Genomic DNA, 17,695 nt, shown 5'->3' on the forward strand with positions numbered 1-17,695 from the left:
CCTTGCGGCGGCCGGTGGGGATGGGTCGGCGGCGGAGGTTGGGAGGGCTTGAGCGGCGTGTTGAGTTCCGTTCTCACCGCGCCGGGACGGTCTCTGGTGTTGTGGTGCGGGCTGCGTGGGCGTAGCGGGCGGCGAGGTCCCCGAATGCGGTGGCCAGTTGGGGCGGGCCGATGACCTCGATATCGGTGTCGAAGCGACCGATGGCGGCGGCGAGGCCGGTCCATGACCAGGAGCCGAGGATGAGCCGGCAGTGGTGGGGGCTGAGTTCCACAACGATTCCGTCCTGGGCGAAGGGCGCGACATCGGCGGCCGGGAGGTGGAGGATGACTTCGCCTCGGCAGGGCCAGTCGGTGGTGGTGCCGTCGTTGCCGCGGAATCGGCTGGTGATGAAGGTGGAGACGTTGCCGCCGGGGAGGTCGCGCGGGGCGAAGCGAGGGCCGGTGGGTGTGCGGGGGCGGATGCGGTCGGCGCGGAAGGTACGCCAGTCCTCGCGATGGAGGTCCCAGGCCACCAGGTACCAGCGATGACACCAGCTGACCAGGTGGTGGGGTTGTACGCGGCGGGTGTCATCGGCCGAGGTGCTTGGGCCCGGGGCGTAGTCGAAGCGCAGTTCCTCGCGGGCGTGGATGGCGCGGCTCAGGTCCATCAGGACCTGAGCGTCGACCTGGGGGGTGCCGCCGGCCGCCGCGGGCGGTTGGACGGCGGTGATGTGCAACAGGTCGATGCGGTGGCGCAGGCGGGGCGGCATGACCTGGCGGAGGGTGGCCAGCGCGCGGGAAGCGTCTTCGGCGACGGTGGTGCCGACGGCCGCGGTCCGCAGCGCGACGGCCAGGGCGACGGCCTGCTCGTCGTCGAACAGCATGGGCGGCAGGTGAGTGCCCGCCTCCAGGCGGTAGCCGCCGGCCGGTCCTTTGACGGTTGTGATCGGGTAGTCGAGTTCGCGCAGGCGGTCGATGTCACGGCGCACGGTGCGCGAGGTGATGCCAAGACGCCTGGCGAGATCATCGCCGGACCAGTCCCGGGTCGTTTGAAGGAGCGAGAGCAGCGCGAGCAGCCGGGCGGACGTTTTATGCATGACACCCATCGTTCCTGGAGTAGCGGACACACCCTGTCCTCTACCTCCGCCATCGTGGCATACGAGCCGTTCGGGAGGCATGCCCCCTGGTCACGGCCGCCGCTCGGCATCGGCGGCCGACGGCTCATATGTGTCATATCGATGTCATATCGAGGCAAGGAGCAGGTCATGTCTGTCACGACCACCACTCACCTGAACTTCCGGGGCACCGCGCGTGAGGCGCTGGACTTCTACCAGTCCGTCTTCGGCGGACGTACTGTCGCGGTCACCTACAAGGACGCGGGCGCCGTGCGGAACGAGAGCGAGGCGGACTGGGTGATGTGGGGCGAGGTGGTCGGCGGCAACGGATTCCACGTCATGGCCTACGACGTGCCCTCGCAGCTGCCCTGGAACCAGGGCGACAACTCGTTCTTCGTCTCCGTGCGCGGAGACGACGCCGAGGAGATCAGCGCCCTGTGGGGCAAGCTCGCCGAGGGCTCGACCATCGTGAATCCGCTGGAGCCCGCGCAGTGGGCGCCGCTGTACGGCATGCTCACCGACCGCTTCGGCGTCACCTGGGTCCTGGACGTCACCGCTCCGTACAACGGCTGAACTGAGCGACCGACCTGACACGCCTGCGCCGTCCGGGCCGCCCCAGCCGCCCGGGCGGCCCGGACGGCGCGGGCACCGAACAAGTACAGCAGCGGAAGGGAAACGGGCCACCGTGAGAATGCGGAAGCTGGGGCGGACCGGCATCGAAGTCAGCGCCTACTGCCTGGGCACCATGGTGTTCGGCAAAGTGGGCAATCCGGATCACGACGACTGTGTGCGCATGATCCACCGGGCACTGGAAGAGGGCGTCAATTTCGTCGACACCGCCGACGTCTACGGCTACAGCGAGACCGAGGAGATCGTCGGAAAGGCCCTCAAGGGACGCCGCGACGAGGTCGTGCTGGCGACCAAGTTCAACGGACCGATGGGCGAGGGCCCCAATCGCGGCGGCAGCTCCCGGCGCTGGGTCGTCCAAGCGGTCGAGGGCTCGCTGAAGCGGCTGCGGACCGACTACATCGACGATCCCCATGTTCGTGCCCGGCTCGAACAGGACCAGCAGCAGCCGGCGCCGCAGCACGTCCTTCGACAGCATCTCCCTGGTGGCCACCGAGGTGAACTCCTCAATGAAGCCGGTGTCGAACTCGGCATACTTCAGGATGTCCAGCAGGTCGATGGTGCCCCAGCGCCGCTCGATCTCCCCCTTGATCGTCACCAGGGACGCCGGCTCTTCCTGCTTGCCGCGCGGGAGACACGGATCCACGGCTCGCCGTGCTTCTTGACGATCGCGACCCCGCCCGTCGTGCCCTCCGTCATGGTGCGTTCGAAGCGGTCCAGCGAGGTACGGAGCTTGCCTTGCAGGGAGGTGATGAACTCCCCGGCGTCCTGCGGGTGGCCCAGCGCGGCGTAGTGCACGTCCCGGTTGTCCTCGAAGTCCGCCGGCAGGTCGTCCTCAGGGTTGCGCCACCGGTTCGCCCCCACCACCCAGATCTCCCGGCGCCGCACCGCGTCCCGCAGAGCGACCAGCACACACAGCTCATACGGCATGCGCTCGACCCGGCCCTTGTCGTCCACCACCGCCGCCCGCCACTGCTCGGGCACCACCCCCGCCGGCGGCACGTTCTCCGCGGGTCGAAGAACACCCCCTCCTTCAGCGGCTGGTCCAAATAGCGCTGGAGCAGGTCGATCGCGTCCATCACCGGCCGGTACGAGGTGTTGTTGCACTTCAGCTCCAGCGCACCCAGCAGCGGCGAGAGCATCCGCCGCCAGTGCGCCGAGTACGACGACCGCAACACCGTACGCACTCGGGCCTTGTAGCGGGCCTCGTTCGCCGCGGCCTCCGCGGCGAGGGCCTTGAGCGTCTTCTCCCCGCCGACCACCGGGTAGATCACCCGCCGCACGGTGCCGGACGGCTCGGACAAGGCGTCCTCCGCGACCCGCAGGAGCATGCCCTCCTTGCCTCGAATCTTCTTCAGCTCGGCGTTGAGCTCCTTGTCGACCTTCCGCTCCGCACGGGGTGTGAAAACTGGAGCAACAACGCGAAACCCAACAGGGTCGCCCCAGACTTGTTCCGCACCCTTTTCATGTCGTCTTCAAGCAGCGTCCAGACCTCGATCAGGCCTTATGGCTCCCAGTCCTGCCGCATCCACCCCACCCTTCACCGTCACTCGTTCAGCTCAACGAGGCGGCCGGCCCAGGGGAAACGAGGACTATGGCGGTTACTCGGCGCTACACACCACCTGGCGGTAGCTGTACGAGAACAGGGCCGAGAAGCCCGGGCGCACCCGTACCGCGGGCCGGCAGATGGCTGTGTGCCGTTGCGAGCAGGCCCGTTGGGGTTTCGGACGCTCGATGCCGGTCACCCGCATGAGGACGGACCCAGCCGAACACCGGTATACGAAGGAGTGACAGACATGGACAACTGGCGCACGCACGCGGCCTGCCGCGACGCGGACCCCGACCTTTTCTTCCCCATCGGGAGCACCGGCCCGGCACTCGTGCAGGCCGGGGAGGCCAAGGCGGTCTGCGGGCAGTGCCCCGTGCGGGAGAAGTGCCTGGACTGGGCCTTGGAGAACGGGCAGGACTCCGGCGTCTGGGGAGGCCTGGACGAGAACGAACGGCGTGCCCTCAAGCGGCGCCGCGCCCGGACACAGGCCAGGAGCCACGGATGACACCTGCCGGCTCCGGCGCCCCGCCCGGGAGACGATGAGCCATGGACATCTCGGTCTGGCTGATCATCGGCGCGGTCGTCGCCCTGCTCGCGGCGGGCACCGCGGCCGTCCTCCTGGTGCGGGTGATCCGGGCGAGACGGCTCCTCGCCGACGCGGGGATCCCCTTGCACAACAAGGCGCTGGTATGGGCCGCGGTGATTTACACCGTGTCCCCCGTGGACCTGTTGCCGGATCCCGTCTACCTCGACGACATCGGGGTCCTGCTGCTCGCCCTGCGTTCCCTGCACTCCGCGGCGCACGCGGCGGGGGTTCGCAGGGCGGGAGGCCGGGAAGTCGCGGGAGCAGCCCCCGGGGCCGGGGCGCGGGAAACGGCGGGAAAGGCGGGAGACGGCGGCAACCTTTCGGTGCCCGGGAGCAACTGACGGGGTGTAATCCACCTCCGCCCCCACCCAGAAGGTGCCTCTCGTGGAACCTCTGCACCCCCACCCCCGCCCCGGGCCCCACCGCCGTCGCCGCTCCGGTCGCCGCGCACTGATCGGCTCGTTGACGGCCGGACTGCTCGCCGCCACCGGGCTCATGACCCTCGGACCGGCCTCGCAGGCCGCCACGGCCCGGCAGGCCGAGGCGCTCGACCGCGGCGTCGTCAGCGTGCACACCGACAGCGGGAACCTCGTCAGCTGGCGCTGGCTGGGAACCGACCCCGACGGCGTGTCGTTCAACGTCTACCGGGCCGGCACCAAGGTCAACGCCTCGCCCGTCACCGCCTCGACGAACTACTTCCACTCCGGGGCGCCCGCCACCGCCGACTACACGGTGCGCGCGGTGGTCAACGGTGTGGAGCAGAGCGACTCCGTGCACGCGATCCAGTTCCGTTCCGGGTACAAGGACGTGCCCATCAGCCCGCCCGCCGGTGGCACGACGCCCGACGGCGTCGCCTACACCTACGAGGCGAACGACGCCTCCGTCGGTGACCTGGACGGTGACGGAGCCCTCGACTTCGTACTCAAGTGGCAGCCCACGAACGCCAAGGACAACTCCCAGTCCGGCTACACGGGCAACACCGTCGTCGACGGCATCCGGCTCGACGGCACCCGGCTGTGGCGGATCGACCTCGGCCGCAACATCCGATCCGGTGCGCACTACACGCAGTTCCAGGTGTACGACTACGACGGCGACGGTCAGGCCGAGGTGGCCATGAAGACCGCCGACGGCACCGTCGACGGCACCGGCAGGGCCATCGGCAGCTCGTCCGCCGACCACCGCAACTCCTCCGGCTACATCCTGTCCGGCCCCGAGTACCTGACGATGTTCAACGGCCGTACGGGTACCGCGATGGGCACCGTCGACTACGTCCCTGCGCGCGGCACGGTCTCGTCCTGGGGCGACTCGTACGGCAACCGCGTCGACCGCTTCCTCGCCGGGACGGCCTACCTGGACGGAGCCAGACCCTCACTGATCATGGCACGCGGCTACTACACCCGCAGTGTCATCGCCGCATGGGACTGGCGGGGAGGTGCCTTCACCCGGCGGTGGACGTTCGACACCAGCAGCTCGAGCAACTCCGGCAAGGGGTACGACGGCCAGGGGAACCACCAGCTCTCCGTCGCCGACGTCGACTCCGACGGCAAGGACGAGATCGTGTACGGCGCCATGGCCGTGAACGACGACGGTGCGGGACTGTGGACGACGAAGAACGGGCACGGCGACGCCATGCACGTAGGGGACCTGGATCCCTCCCGGGCGGGCCTCGAGGAGTTCAAGGTCGACGAGGACGGTTCGAAACCCTCCTCGTGGATGGCGGACGCGAGGACCGGCGCGGTCCTGTGGTCCACCCCGGCGAGCGGCGACAACGGCCGCGGAGTGTCCGCGGACATCTGGCCGGGCAGCCCCGGCGCCGAGTCCTGGTCCTCCGCCGTCTCCGGAGTGCGAGGCCCGCAGGGTTCCGTCGTCACCAGCCGCAAGCCCTCCAGTTCCAACTTCCTGGCCTGGTGGGACGGCGACACGACCCGCGAACTCCTCGACGGCACCCACATCGACAAATACGGCACCTCCGGCGACACACGTCAGCTGACCGGCGCCTCGGTCCACTCCAACAACGGCACCAAGGCCACCCCCTCGCTCTCCGGTGACCTCTTCGGCGACTGGCGCGAGGAGGTCGTCTGGCCGACCACGAACAACACCGCGCTGCGGATCTACTCCACGCCGTACGAGACCGGCACGAAGATCACCACGCTGCTCCACGACACCATGTACCGGACGGCGCTGGCATGGCAGAACACCGCCTACAACCAGCCTCCGCATCCCGGGTTCGCCATCGGCAGCGGGATGGCCACCGCGCCCCGGCCGGTCATCACGACGCCGTAGCTGCGAGAACGCAGTCCCCCACACATGCAGATGGCGGCTGCAAGCACTCCATTGCAGCCGCCATCTCCATGACCGGAGGCGCCTGGGGAGAACTACTCGAAGTCGGGGATCTGCACGTCCGCACCGGTTTCGGCCGCCGCGCTCCCGGTGGTCGGCTCGCCGGCTCGCAGGATGCTCAGTCGATACAGAACTCGTTGCCCTCGATGTCCTGCATCGGGATGCACGAGTCGTTGCCGTCGTACAGCGTCTGAACGTGTACCGCCCCGAGCGGGACCAGCCGTGCGCACTCGGCCTCCAGCGCGGCGAGGCGTTCTTTCCCTACGAGTCCGGTGCCGACCCGCACGTCGAGATGCACCCGGTTCTTGGCGGCTTTCCCTTCGGGGACGCGCTGGAAGTACAGCCGAGGGCCGACGCCCGAGGGGTCGACGCAGGCGAACCACGCGTCCTGCTCCTCAGGAGGCTGCGCACCCTTGAACTCGTCCCAAGTGGCGAACCCCTTCGGCGGGGGCGGAACGACATAGCCCAGCACCTCGCACCAGAAGAGGGCCAGCCGCTCGGGTTCCGCGCAGTCGAAGGTGACTTGGAAGCGCTTGATCGATGACATCGGCGCACCCTACCAAGGGGTTCTGCTGCCCACCCCCCGACCTCACAGTCCGGGGCCGCTGTCGTGCGCGGCGTCCCTGAACGTCATCAGTTCGAATGCATCAGACGCACCTGCACCGGTCTCCATCCACGATCCCGATCCCCACGCATCCCTGGGACCAAGACCACCGAAGTGCCGCCGCGACCCGGCGTATCCCCGGCCGGCGCGCCGCCGCTCTTCGCGACCCCACCAGCCGCGCCGAAGGAGCGCATCACGCCGCTCCTCACCGGACTGCTCGGACTCACCGTCGGAGCCGGACTCGTCGGTGGCGCCCGGGCCGTCGCCGCCCGCGAACCGGCCGCACCCGACACCTTCACCCCCACCGGGACGTTCCCCCTCACCGGCGGGGCCCCCGCGCAGACGACAGCTGTCGGTGCACAGAGAGCCCCGGCCGTTCCCGGCCGGGGCTCCGTCACCTTGCTGTGCCCGTTCGTGCCCTTGCGACGCACCCGCACCACTTCGCCGATATCATCCCGATCCACGCACATCCTTGGGGGGACCATGAGCAACTAGTACCCGCAGCAGCCCTACGGCCAGCCGCAACCCGGGCAGTTCGGGGGCCCCGGCTACCAGCCGCCCCCGAAGAAGAAGATGGGCGCCGGGGCCGTCGTCGGCATAGTCCTCGGCAGCATTTTCGGCGTCTTCGCGCTACTGATCGTCCTCGGCCTGGCTGTCGGTGACGACACGAATCAGGCTGACGACGAGGCGTCGATCCTTGAAGTCACCGCGCCCGCAGCCACGGAGTCCGCGAAGCCGGCACCCGCCAAGCCGGCCGCCGAGAAGCCGGCACCTGCCAAGCCCGAGCCCAAGCCGAAGAGGGTCACCGAATACCCGTCAGGCGACTACCTCGTCGGCGAGGACATCCCCGCCGGAACCTACACATCCGCCGGGGCCGAGAAGGGTGTCTTCGAGTTCTGCTCCGTCACCACGGAGCCGACCGGCGACCTGACCATGCCAAAGATCAAGTCCGCCAACGCGGACGAGCGGATCATCATCACGCTCGCCAAGGAAGACGGCGTCGTCACCGTGAGCGGCTGCGAGCCCCTCAAGCCCCGCCGGTAGTCACCGCACGATGTGGCGGCCCTCGACCTCACGGTCGGGGGCCTTGTCGTGGGTACGGCCCGTGCGATCCACCGCGGCCCCGCCAACTGCGCCGGCTGCTGGACGGCAACCCGCCCACTACAGCACACAGCTCGGCAGGCCCCTGCTCACACTCCTGCCGTGTTTCACCTAGCACCGCAGCACCGCATGACACATCCTCACGCCAACAGTCGGACGCGGGGACCACCGAAAACTTCGCGGGCTTGTTCGCGGGTGACGGTGCGGCGCCGATTACCGAAAATCTGCTGCCGGAGCCGGTCGAGGGACACGACGAGCCACGTCTCCAGGGGTGCGGAGGCGGGGCAGGTCCAGCGAAGATCACCGCTGGTGGGACGGCGCCGGCATGGCAGAACACCGCCTGCAACCAGCCTCCGCATCCCGGCTTCGCCATCGGCAGCGGGATGGCCACCGAGCCTCGCCCGGCCATCACGACGCCTTGGCGGGCGGCGGCGGTGCCCCGGCCGTCGCGCCGGGGCACCACCCACCCGGCTACTCGCCCGTGACCGGGTCGCGTCCGGTCAGGCAGTAGAGGCCGCCGGCCGGATCCCGCATCACCGTCCATCCGTCGCCGCGGCGGACGAACGTGGCGCCGCACCGTTCGTGCCAGGCCTGTCCGGCATCGAGGTCGGAACACGCCACATCCGGATGCGCGGACGGCCGGGCGAGGCTCGTCCAGCCGCTGGATGAGCAGGTGGACAGGCAGGTCCTGGAGCGGACGCAGGACGTGGAACTCCGCGTGATCGGCCGGTCGTGAGTCCCAGCCGGTCAAAGCCGTCCAGAACGCGACCTCCGCCTCGAACGCGGCCGGGGCCACATCGACGCAGAGTTGGTCCAGCCGGCTGGTGACGCCCGCAGGACCGGTGAGGACCGGCGGCCGGGTCTGCCGGCCGCGCCAGGGCACGAGGCAGAACGGCTGGCCGCCGGGGGAGCGCAGCACGGTGAGTTCCGGTTTCCGGGTCTCGAGCACGGCGCCCAGCCCGCCCGCCCGCGCGGTGAAGGCCGCCATGTCCTCCACGGCCAGGTCCGGGTGGGCGCCGCCCGGCCCGCCCACGGCCTGGGTCGCCAGGCAGGCGTCGGCCCCGTCCGCGAGCAGCGTGGTGAACTCGCCGCGCTCGCCCCACGGGGCGGAGGCGTGTGTGCCCGTGACCTCCGCCCAGAAGGCTGTCGCGCGGGCGGCGACGGCGGCGGGCCGGTCGATGAAGGCGTACGTCCAGCGGATCACGTGTCTCCTCTTCGGATTGCCGGATTGCCGGATTGCCGGATGGCCGGGTCGCCGGGTTGCCGGATGGCGGGGTAGCAGTCTCCATGGTGTCAGCAGCGCCTCCCGGGGCGTCCGTTCACCACTCGTTCACCGTCGGCCTCCGTCCGCGGCATTCCCTCGCACGCTGCGGGGATCTACGCTCGGGCCCGCATCGATCGAAGCCCTTCGGCGCGGTCCGGAGGGATTGACAACGTTGTCCGACCTGTCGGAGGTACCCGAGACATGCCGTCCAAACCGTCCCGCGCGGCCCGGCGCCTCGCCGCGCGAGCCGCCGCGCTCGCGCTCACCGGCGCGCTCGCCGGCGCCGTCGTGTCGCCGGCCGCCCAGGCCGACGCGCCCGTCGCGCACCCCACCGCCTACGTCGATCCGCTGATCGGCACGGCGAGCGGTGGCAACACCTTCCCCGGTGCGACCCTCCCGTACGGCATGATCGCCTGGTCGCCGACCAGCACCACGGGCGACCAGACCAGCACCGGAGCGGCCAACGGCTACGAGTACGGGGTGACCCGGATGCGGGGACTGAGCCTCACCCACGTCAATGGCGCCGGGTGCAATCCGGGTGCCGCCGGTGATGTGCCGATCATGCCGTTCGTCGGCGACGTGACCTCCTCGCCGTCCGCCGACACCAAGGACGCCGTCTACGCGTCCGGCTTCTCGCACGCCGACGAACGCGCCGTACCGGGCCGTTACACCGTCGGGCTGGAATCCGGAGCCACCGCCGACCTGGCGGTCAGCGAGCGAGCCGGTGTGGCCGACTTCGGCTTCCCGGCCGGCAAGCCCGCCAATCTCCTCTTCCGGGTGTCCAACTCCCTCAACGGCAGCGAGGACGCCGACATCGAGATCGACGCCGCGCACCGCAAGGTGACGGGGTCGGTGCTCACCGGGGCGTTCTGCGGCCGGCGGGCCAACGGCGGCACCAACAACCGCAAGAGCTACTACCGGCTGCACTTCAGCGCGACCTTCGACCGTGACTTCGCCTCGACCGGCACCTGGCGCGACGGCGCCCTCGCCCCGGGTGCGACCTCGGGAAGCGGTGGCGAGGGATACGCCACCGGAGCCGACCGCGCCGGGAAGGGGTCCGGCGGGTGGGTCGGCTTCGACACCACCACGGACGCCGACGTCCACATGCGCATCGGGATCTCGTACGTGAGCCGGGCGGGGGCCGAGGCCAACCTCCGCGAGGAGATCGCACCCCGGGCGGGCGTGGACGACGTGGCCCGGGCCGGGTCCCGCGCCTGGGACCGGGAGCTCGGCTCCGTACGGATCGGCGGGGGCAGCGAGGACCGGCGGACCACCTTCTACACCGCGCTGTACCACTCACTGATGCAGCCGAACCTCATCAGCGACACCGACGGCCGTTACCCGGGCATGGACGGCGTGCCGCACCGCGTGACGCGCGACCAGGGGGCGCAGTACAGCAACTTCTCCGGCTGGGACCAGTACCGCGCCCAGATCCAGCTCCTCGCCCTGCTCAAGCCGAGGATCGCGGGGGACTTCGCCCAGTCGCTGTACAACTTCGCCCGGCAGAACGGCGGCGTGTGGGACCGGTGGGTGCACGTCAACGGCGCCACCCACGTGATGACGGGCGATCCCTCGGCGGCCACCCTCGCCACGTTCTACGCGATGGGCGTACGCAACTTCGACCACGAGGGCGCCTTCGGCTCCCTGGCCCGCCAGGCCACGGTGCCCCACCCGGACGGCCTCTCCGACGCGGGATGCCCCGGCCAGTGCGCCGGCCAGCGGCCCAACCTCGCCCAGTACCTCGAATCCCACTACGCGGCCCAGGACGTCTGCCACTGCTGGGGCGGCGCCGCCGAGACCCTGGAGGACGCGGTCGCCGACGACGCGCTCGGCCGCTGGGCCCGCCTGCTCGGGCGGGACGAGGAGGCCAAGGCCTTCGAGGAACGCGGCCGTTGGTGGCGCAACGTCTTCAACCCGGCGGCGGGCGACGGTGCGGGAACGACCGGCTACGCCCAGGCGCGCAACGTCGACGGCTCCTGGCTGACACCGTTCGCCCCCGGCAGCGACCGGGGTTTCGCCCAGGGCAGCAGTGCGACCTACACCTGGATGGTTCCGCAGGACGTACAGGGGCTCGCCGGGGCCATGGGCGGCCGTGACGTCGCGGCGAAGCGGCTCGACGCCTTCTTCCACAAGGCGGACGGCTCCTGGTCGGTCAAGGGCGGCGACGCGCTGCGCTACGACCCGACCAACGAACCGGGCATCCACGCCCCGTGGCTCTACAACGCGCTGGGACAGCCGTGGAAGACCCAGGAGACGGTACGTGAGATCGTCGACACGGTGTACGGAACCGGCCCGCGCGGCCTGCCGGGCAATGACGACCTCGGCACGATGTCGGCCTGGTACGTCTTCTCGGCCCTGGGGATCTACCCCCGGACGCCGGGCAGCGCCACCCTGCTGCTCGGGGCGCCGCTCTTCCCGTCCGCCGTGCTGGACCGGCCGCAGGGTACGGACATCACGATCAGCGCTCCGCAGGCTGATGCGACACATCCGTACATCGACGCGGTGAAGATCGACGGACGGACGAGCGACAGCTCCTGGACGCCTGCCCGGCTGGTCACCCGGGGAGGGTCGCTGACCTACCGCCTCGCGGACCGTCCGAACACGTCCTGGGCCACGGGGCCTGCGGCTATGCCGCAGTAGCCCATCGCCGGACCCCGGCCCGGCTCCCGGTGGGCGGCGCGACGCCGCTCGCCGGGCCAGGCGTGCCCGGCGTGGGGGACAGGGACGGTCTCAATTTTCTATCGTTGAAAATTCTGCGTGCACGACCGTTGTCAGGTGTTTGAGGCTGTGGCTCAATGTTCGACTATGTGCAGTGCTCCGCGGTCCGGGGCACTCCGGCTTCTTCGACGAGGACGACGCCTTGATACGACAACTTGCCCGCCCCCGCACGCTCTTCAGATCACTCGCCTGTACGGCGGCGCTGCTGCTCCCCCTGGGGGCCACTTTGGTCCCGGCCGCCGCCGCAGCCCCCGCCGCGGGCGCCGCCTCCGCATCGGCGTTCACGGCGGAGGACCCCTCCACCGAGCCGCACGGACTCAAGGGCGAGTACTTCGCCATGTCCGCCCCGGGCGCCCGTGACTTCGCGAAGCTCGGCGCCGTCGCACTCGACCCGGAGATCAACTTCCCCGGCCTGACCGGTGCCTTCGAGTCGGCCACCGGGAAGACCGAGCACACGACCGCCCGCTGGACGGGGCAGATCCAGGCCCCGGAGACCGGCGACTACACCTTCGCCGCGATCGGTGACAACGGCTTCCGGCTCTTCATCGACGACAAGGCCGTCATCGACCACTGGCAGCCGGACTGGGACAAGGAGCAGACCAGTGCGCCGGTCGCCCTGAAGGCCGGTGAACCGCACTCGTTCCGGTTGGAGATGTTCCAGGACACCGGCGGGGCGAACATGTTCCTGCGCTGGTCGAGCGCGAAGCTGGCCAAGCAGATCGTGCCCGAGTCGGCCTTCACCCCGCCGTCCGACTTCGAGGTCTACCCGGTCGGGCTGAGCGTCGCCGGGAACGGCCTCGAGGTGCAGGCGACCTTCGAGAACGAGCTCAGCGGCGTCGAGGACGTGAAGAACCACCTCGCCATCGAGGCGGACACCACGCCGATGCCCGTGAAGTCGGTGGTCAGGGCGTCCGGCAACCCCAAGGCGCTCGTCGTCACCCTGGGCGCAGCCGTCCAGAAGGGCCAGCAGGTCAGGTTCGCGTACGACGGTGAGGGCGGTCTGAAGAACGGCGACGAGACCGTCCCGGAGATCAGCCGCAGGGCGAAGAACCTCTCCACGCACCGGCTGACCACGCCGTGGGGCGACAAGGTCGACCGCAACAACCCGCTGCCGGAGTACCCCCGCCCGCAGCAGGTGCGCGACGACTGGAAGAACCTCAACGGACCCTGGGAGTTCGCGGGAGCCACCGCCGGTGAGCAGCCGGTCTTCGGCAAGGCGCTCGACGAGCGCATCACCGTGCCCTACCCCGTCGAGTCCCAGCTCTCCGGACTCGAGCGCCACGAAGACCACATGTTCTACCGCAAGCTCGTCACGGTGCCCAAGAGCTGGTCGGTCGGCAAGCGGGGCGGCGACGACCGCCTGAAGCTCAACTTCGGCGCCGTCGACTACCAGGCGCGGGTCTGGGTGAACGGCAAGCAGGTCGCCGAGCACACCGGCGGCTACACCGCCTTCAGCGCCGACGTCACCGACGCGCTCAAGGGCAGCGGCCCCCAGGAGATCGTGGTCGCGGTCACCGACACCACCGGAGCCGACCAGCCCACCGGCAAGCAGTCCGCGAACCCCAGCGGCATCTTCTACACCGCGTCCTCCGGTATCTGGCAGACCGTCTGGATGGAGCCCGTCGCCCCCGCGGCCGTCGACTCCCTGAAGACCACGCCCGACATCGGCAAGGGCCGGCTCGCCCTCACGGTCAACTCCGGGGACGCCTCGGAGTCGGCCCGGATCACCGCCGTCGCCCGTGACAGGAAGGGCAAGGTCGTAGGCAGGGTCACCGGCCCCGCCAACAGCGAACTGAGCCTTCCGGTCGCCAGGCAGCACCTGTGGACGCCGGACGACCCGTACCTGTACGACCTGGAGGTCACCCTCAAGGACGGCCGCTCCAAGGACACCGTCGACAGCTACTTCGGTATGCGCTCCTTCGGCGTCGCCGAGGTCGGCGGCTACCAGAAGCTGGTGCTCAACGGGAAGCCGTTCTTCTCGCTCGCCCAACTCGACCAGGGCTTCTACCCCGACGGCCTGAACACGGCGCCCAGTGACACGGCCCTGGTCTTCGACCTGAAGGCGCAGAAGGACCTCGGCTTCAACTCCGTCCGCAAGCACATCAAGGTCGAGCCGGCCCGTTGGTACTACCACGCCGACCAGCTGGGTCTCCTGGTGTGGCAGGACTTCGTCTCCGGCAACATCACCGGCGAGAAGGGCCAGAAGGCCTTCCTCGACCAGGGGGCCGAGATGATGGAGCAGCTGCACAACTACCCCTCGATCGGCGCCTGGATCGTCTTCAACGAGGGCTGGGGCGAGTGGGACCGCACCGAGACCGGCAAGATCACCGAAAGGGTCCAGGCCGCTGACCCCTCCCGGGTCGTCAACGCCCACAGCGGTGTCAACTGCTGCAACTCCAAGGGCGATTCCGGCAAGGGCGACATCATCGACCACCACGACTACAACAACACCGACCCGGCATTCCCCGACGACAGCCGCGCCGCCATGGACGGGGAGCACGGTGGCTTCACCCTGCGGATGCCCGGACACATGTGGCCCGGTGCACCCACCGCGATCTACAGCGGTGTCGCGGACAAGGACGCCCTGACCGCCAAGTACGTCGACAACACCCGCACGTACTACCTGGAGGCGGCGGGCGCCGAACTCTCCGGCTCCATCTACACCCAGGTGACCGACCTGGAGAACGAGCTCAACGGTCTCTGGACGTACGACCGCCGCGAGATCAAGGTCGACGCGGCCAAGGTGCGGAAGATCAACCAGGAAGTCATCGCCGCCGGTGCGGCCGCGGGCGAGCGGGACGCGATCAAGGGCGGTGGTGCCTGGGCCCTCGACGAGGACAAGGGAACCAAGGCCGCCGACAGCGGCCCGAACCACAAGGACCTCACCCTCTCCGAGGGAACGTCCTGGGCACCGGGCGTGCAGGGTTCGGCACTGAAGTTCGACGGTGCGGGCCAGTACGCCGAGACGGACGGCCCGGTCGTCGACACCACCGGTGACTACACCGTGTCGGCCTGGGCATCGCTCGACGCGCTCCCGGGCAACTACGCCACCGTCGTCAGCCAGGACGGCCGGCGCCAGGAGAACCCGTTCTACCTCCAGTACGGCCAGGGCGGGTTCGCCTTCTCCACCCCGGGCGCCCACCGGGCCCGACTGGAGCTGAACCCCGAGCTCGGCCAGTGGTACCACCTGGTCGGCGTGCGCAGCGGTGACGAGATCAAGCTGTACGTCGACGGCGAGCTCGCGGCCACCGCCGCGGCCGGGCCCGCCGACGTCAGCACCGGCGCGCTCTCGGTGGGACGCGCCAAGTGGTCGGGCGGCAACACCGACTTCTGGAACGGTTCCGTCGACCAGGTGAAGGTGTACGACAAGGCGCTCACCGACCAGGAGGTGACCGCGCTCCACGACGGCGAACAGCCGTAGGGGCACCCCCGCAGGACCGCTCCCGGCAGTGCGCGCACGCGCGCCGCACTGCCGGGAGCGCCGGCCTGTCCACGGCCTCGACCGCAAGGCGTGGACGACCGTCGGCCGCGCAGGAACCGGGACGCACCCACCTGACGCCGGCCCTGCCCAGGAGCCGGCTGGAGGACTGCCTCCACGCACTCCCTCGCCGGCACTGCGGCCCCGTCGCCGCCATGGCGGAGACGGACCGGTCCGAAGGCCGCTCGGAGGTCAGCCCCGACGCCACCGACGGTCCACTCCGGCTCCCCGGCCCGGCGTGGCCCCGGCCCGGCCGTCACACCGGGGAGACCGCGGTCCCGGTGCTCTCCCGGGCCACCACGCGGTGCGGGACCACGATCCGGCGGGCGGGCAGCGCCTGGAGCCGGCCGAAGACACGCTCGGTCAGACACTGCACCGCGCGTTCGGCGATCTGCTCCCGGTCCGGGGCGATCGTGGTGAGGGAGGGTGCGGCGAACCGGCCGTCCTCGATGTCGTCGAACCCCATCAGCGCCAGGTCCTCAGGCACCCGCACGGCCTGTTCGGCGGCCACGCGCAGGGCACCGAGGGCGAGTTCGTCACTGAAGCAGAAGACGGCGTCGACGGAACCGGGCATCCTCAGCAGTGCCCGCAGGGCCCGCGCCCCCTCCGCCCGGTGCAGATCGGCCACCTCCACCTCGGCCACCGGTGCCAAGCCGGCCTCCCGCAGCCCTTGGCGGAACCCCTCGGCCCGCAGTTCGGCCGTGCCGTGGCCCAGTCCGGACTGCAGGCCGATCGCCGCGATGCGCCGACGGCCCAGCGAGACCAGATGGCGGGCCGCGTCACGCGCGGCCTCCAGGTTGTCCACGGCCACGTGGTCGATGGACCCGTCCGGCTCCAGCTCACCGAGGACGACGAGTGGCAGGCCCCCCGCGAGCGAGGCCAGTTCGGACGGAGACGTCGACCACGGGCTGATGATCATCCCGTCGACCTGGTGGCCCTCGGAGCCGTCCAGAAGGCGCCGCTCCAGGTCCGCCCGCCCGCCGGTCCGCTCCAGGAGCACCGTCCATCCGCGCTCCTGCGCCGCGTCGATGAGGAGACCGGCCAGTGCGCCGAAATAGGGAGAGTGGATCTCGGGCACGGCCACCCCGATGAGTCCGGTGCGCCCCTGCCGGAGGTTGCGGGCGGCGAGGTTGGGGCGGTAGCCCAGTTCCTCGACCGCGGCCATGACCCGGGCGCGCGTTCCCGGTGCGACGGCCGCGGCGTTGCTCACGACGTTGGAGACGGTCCGGACGGACACTCCCGCGAGCGCGGCCACGTCCTTGAGTCTCGCTGCCACGATCGGTGAGCTCCTGTTCCTCCGTGCGGGGCGGCCTGTGGCCGCGCTCTCTGCGCTGAGCACCGTAACAGCCCATGCCCGCCACGATGCGCGCTCCCTATTGCTTCGTTGATTGCAACGTTGCAAAATGGGCGGGCCGGCAGGACGCGACGAGAGAACGCGACCTCGTCGCCTGCGTGCTGTCCCTGCTGCCCCCACCGATGAGAGGACCACTGTCATGACCGAGGCCGCGACCACCGCCGCTCACTCCTTGCACCTCGATGCGGCCGTCCAGGACCTGTACACGGCCGGCATCACCGCCCACCGGGGCGCGTTCGCTCCGGAGTGGGCCGACGTGATGCGGGAGGACATCGAGGAGGCCTTCGCCGAGGCACGCGGCCGGGAAGGCGGGGCGGTCGGCCGGGGGCCCCACCGGTACTACGTGGAAATCCACCCGGAGCAGCTCCGGGGCTTCGTGGACCTGGTCGACCATCCCTGGGTGCGTGCGCTGTCGGAGGCCGTCCTGGGACCCGACTACCGCATCGTCGAGCTGGGTTTCGACGTCCCGCTGGCCGGAGCGGTGAACCAGCCCTGGCACCGGGACTTCCCCATGCCGGACGCCACCCGGCACGGTCGCCGGCTGACGTCCCTCGCCTTCAACCTCACCGCTGTGGACACGCGCGACGACATGGGCCCGTTCGAGATCGCGCCGGGCACCCAGTGGGACGACGACCCGGGCTTCGGCCACGGGATGTTCCCGCCCCGCGACGCCTACCCGCGCTACGCCGCCCTCGCGGAGCGCAAGTACCCGCGGCGCGGGGACATCTCGGCCCGTTCCGCGCTGACGATCCACCGGGGGACGGCGAACCACTCGCCCGACGCCCGGCCGGTTCTGGTGCTGGGCGTCGACGCTCCCGGCGCGGGCAACGACGCCCAGCACGACATGGCGGTGACCCGCTCCTACTGGGCTTCCCTGCCCGGGCGGGTGAGGGCGCATCTGCACTGCCCCGTGGTGGAGGAACTGGCCCCCATCGTCCAGAAGCACACCATCGAAGGCCTGGTCATGGGCGACGCGTGAGG

12 protein-coding genes and 2 pseudogenes are annotated in these 17,695 nt (G+C 70.3%); 9 read left to right on the top strand and 5 right to left on the bottom strand.

Annotated elements, in window-relative coordinates:
• Positions 1–73: 73 nt before the first annotated feature.
• Positions 74–1,075 (bottom strand): YafY family protein, encoded by a 1,002-nt coding sequence (locus QFZ58_RS32700; RefSeq protein WP_307128481.1) that lies wholly within the window; start codon positions 1,073–1,075, stop codon positions 74–76.
• Between the two features lie 168 nt (positions 1,076–1,243).
• On the opposite strand from QFZ58_RS32700, the gene QFZ58_RS32705 reads away from it, so the two are divergent.
• Complete coding sequence (locus tag QFZ58_RS32705) at positions 1,244–1,666, top strand: VOC family protein (RefSeq protein WP_307128482.1); 423 nt, start codon at positions 1,244–1,246, stop codon at positions 1,664–1,666.
• A gap of 112 nt (positions 1,667–1,778) precedes the next feature.
• Positions 1,779–2,126: pseudogene (locus tag QFZ58_RS32710) on the top strand (aldo/keto reductase); the annotation flags it as partial.
• Positions 2,127–2,314: 188 nt separating this feature from the next.
• Here QFZ58_RS32710 and QFZ58_RS32715 read toward each other — a convergent pair.
• The gene (locus QFZ58_RS32715) at positions 2,315–2,722 is read right to left on the bottom strand and encodes a hypothetical protein (RefSeq protein ID WP_307129105.1); all 408 of its coding nucleotides are present in this window, start codon (positions 2,720–2,722) and stop codon (positions 2,315–2,317) included.
• Between the two features lie 794 nt (positions 2,723–3,516).
• Between QFZ58_RS32715 and QFZ58_RS32720 the strand changes: the two genes are divergently transcribed.
• From QFZ58_RS32720 to QFZ58_RS32730, 3 genes are read left to right on the top strand one after another with little or no spacing between them, the layout of a single operon-like run.
• Positions 3,517–3,774, top strand: coding sequence for a WhiB family transcriptional regulator (locus tag QFZ58_RS32720; protein WP_307128483.1), 258 nt, complete (start codon positions 3,517–3,519; stop codon positions 3,772–3,774).
• Between the two features lie 41 nt (positions 3,775–3,815).
• Entirely contained in the window at positions 3,816–4,196 is a 381-nt protein-coding gene (locus tag QFZ58_RS32725; protein WP_307128484.1) for a YkvA family protein, read from the top strand.
• A 43-nt stretch (positions 4,197–4,239) separates the two neighbouring features.
• Positions 4,240–6,138, top strand: coding sequence for a rhamnogalacturonan lyase (locus QFZ58_RS32730; RefSeq protein WP_307128485.1), 1,899 nt, complete (start codon positions 4,240–4,242; stop codon positions 6,136–6,138).
• Positions 6,139–6,313: 175 nt separating this feature from the next.
• Here the strand turns inward: QFZ58_RS32730 and QFZ58_RS32735 are convergent, their stop codons facing one another.
• Entirely contained in the window at positions 6,314–6,742 is a 429-nt protein-coding gene (locus tag QFZ58_RS32735; RefSeq protein ID WP_307128486.1) for a VOC family protein, read from the bottom strand.
• 630 nt (positions 6,743–7,372) lie between these two features.
• On the opposite strand from QFZ58_RS32735, the gene QFZ58_RS32740 reads away from it, so the two are divergent.
• Positions 7,373–7,843, top strand: coding sequence for a hypothetical protein (locus QFZ58_RS32740; RefSeq protein WP_307128487.1), 471 nt, complete (start codon positions 7,373–7,375; stop codon positions 7,841–7,843).
• A gap of 528 nt (positions 7,844–8,371) precedes the next feature.
• Here QFZ58_RS32740 and QFZ58_RS32745 read toward each other — a convergent pair.
• Positions 8,372–9,104 (bottom strand): annotated as a pseudogene (locus tag QFZ58_RS32745) (VOC family protein).
• 261 nt (positions 9,105–9,365) lie between these two features.
• Between QFZ58_RS32745 and QFZ58_RS32750 the strand changes: the two are divergent.
• Positions 9,366–11,804 (top strand): GH92 family glycosyl hydrolase, encoded by a 2,439-nt coding sequence (locus tag QFZ58_RS32750; protein WP_307128488.1) that lies wholly within the window; start codon positions 9,366–9,368, stop codon positions 11,802–11,804.
• 172 nt (positions 11,805–11,976) lie between these two features.
• Complete coding sequence (locus QFZ58_RS32755) at positions 11,977–15,303, top strand: LamG-like jellyroll fold domain-containing protein (protein ID WP_307128489.1); 3,327 nt, start codon at positions 11,977–11,979, stop codon at positions 15,301–15,303.
• 313 nt (positions 15,304–15,616) lie between these two features.
• On the opposite strand, the gene QFZ58_RS32760 is transcribed toward QFZ58_RS32755, so the two are convergent.
• The gene (locus tag QFZ58_RS32760) at positions 15,617–16,636 is read right to left on the bottom strand and encodes a LacI family DNA-binding transcriptional regulator (RefSeq protein ID WP_307128490.1); all 1,020 of its coding nucleotides are present in this window, start codon (positions 16,634–16,636) and stop codon (positions 15,617–15,619) included.
• Positions 16,637–16,853: 217 nt separating this feature from the next.
• On the opposite strand from QFZ58_RS32760, the gene QFZ58_RS32765 reads away from it, so the two are divergent.
• Positions 16,854–17,693 (top strand): phytanoyl-CoA dioxygenase family protein, encoded by an 840-nt coding sequence (locus QFZ58_RS32765; RefSeq protein WP_307128491.1) that lies wholly within the window; start codon positions 16,854–16,856, stop codon positions 17,691–17,693.
• The last annotated feature ends 2 nt before the right edge of the window (positions 17,694–17,695 follow it).

Source organism: Streptomyces sp. B1I3 (assembly GCF_030816615.1).
In the GTDB taxonomy this organism is placed as follows: Bacteria; Actinomycetota; Actinomycetes; order Streptomycetales; family Streptomycetaceae; genus Streptomyces.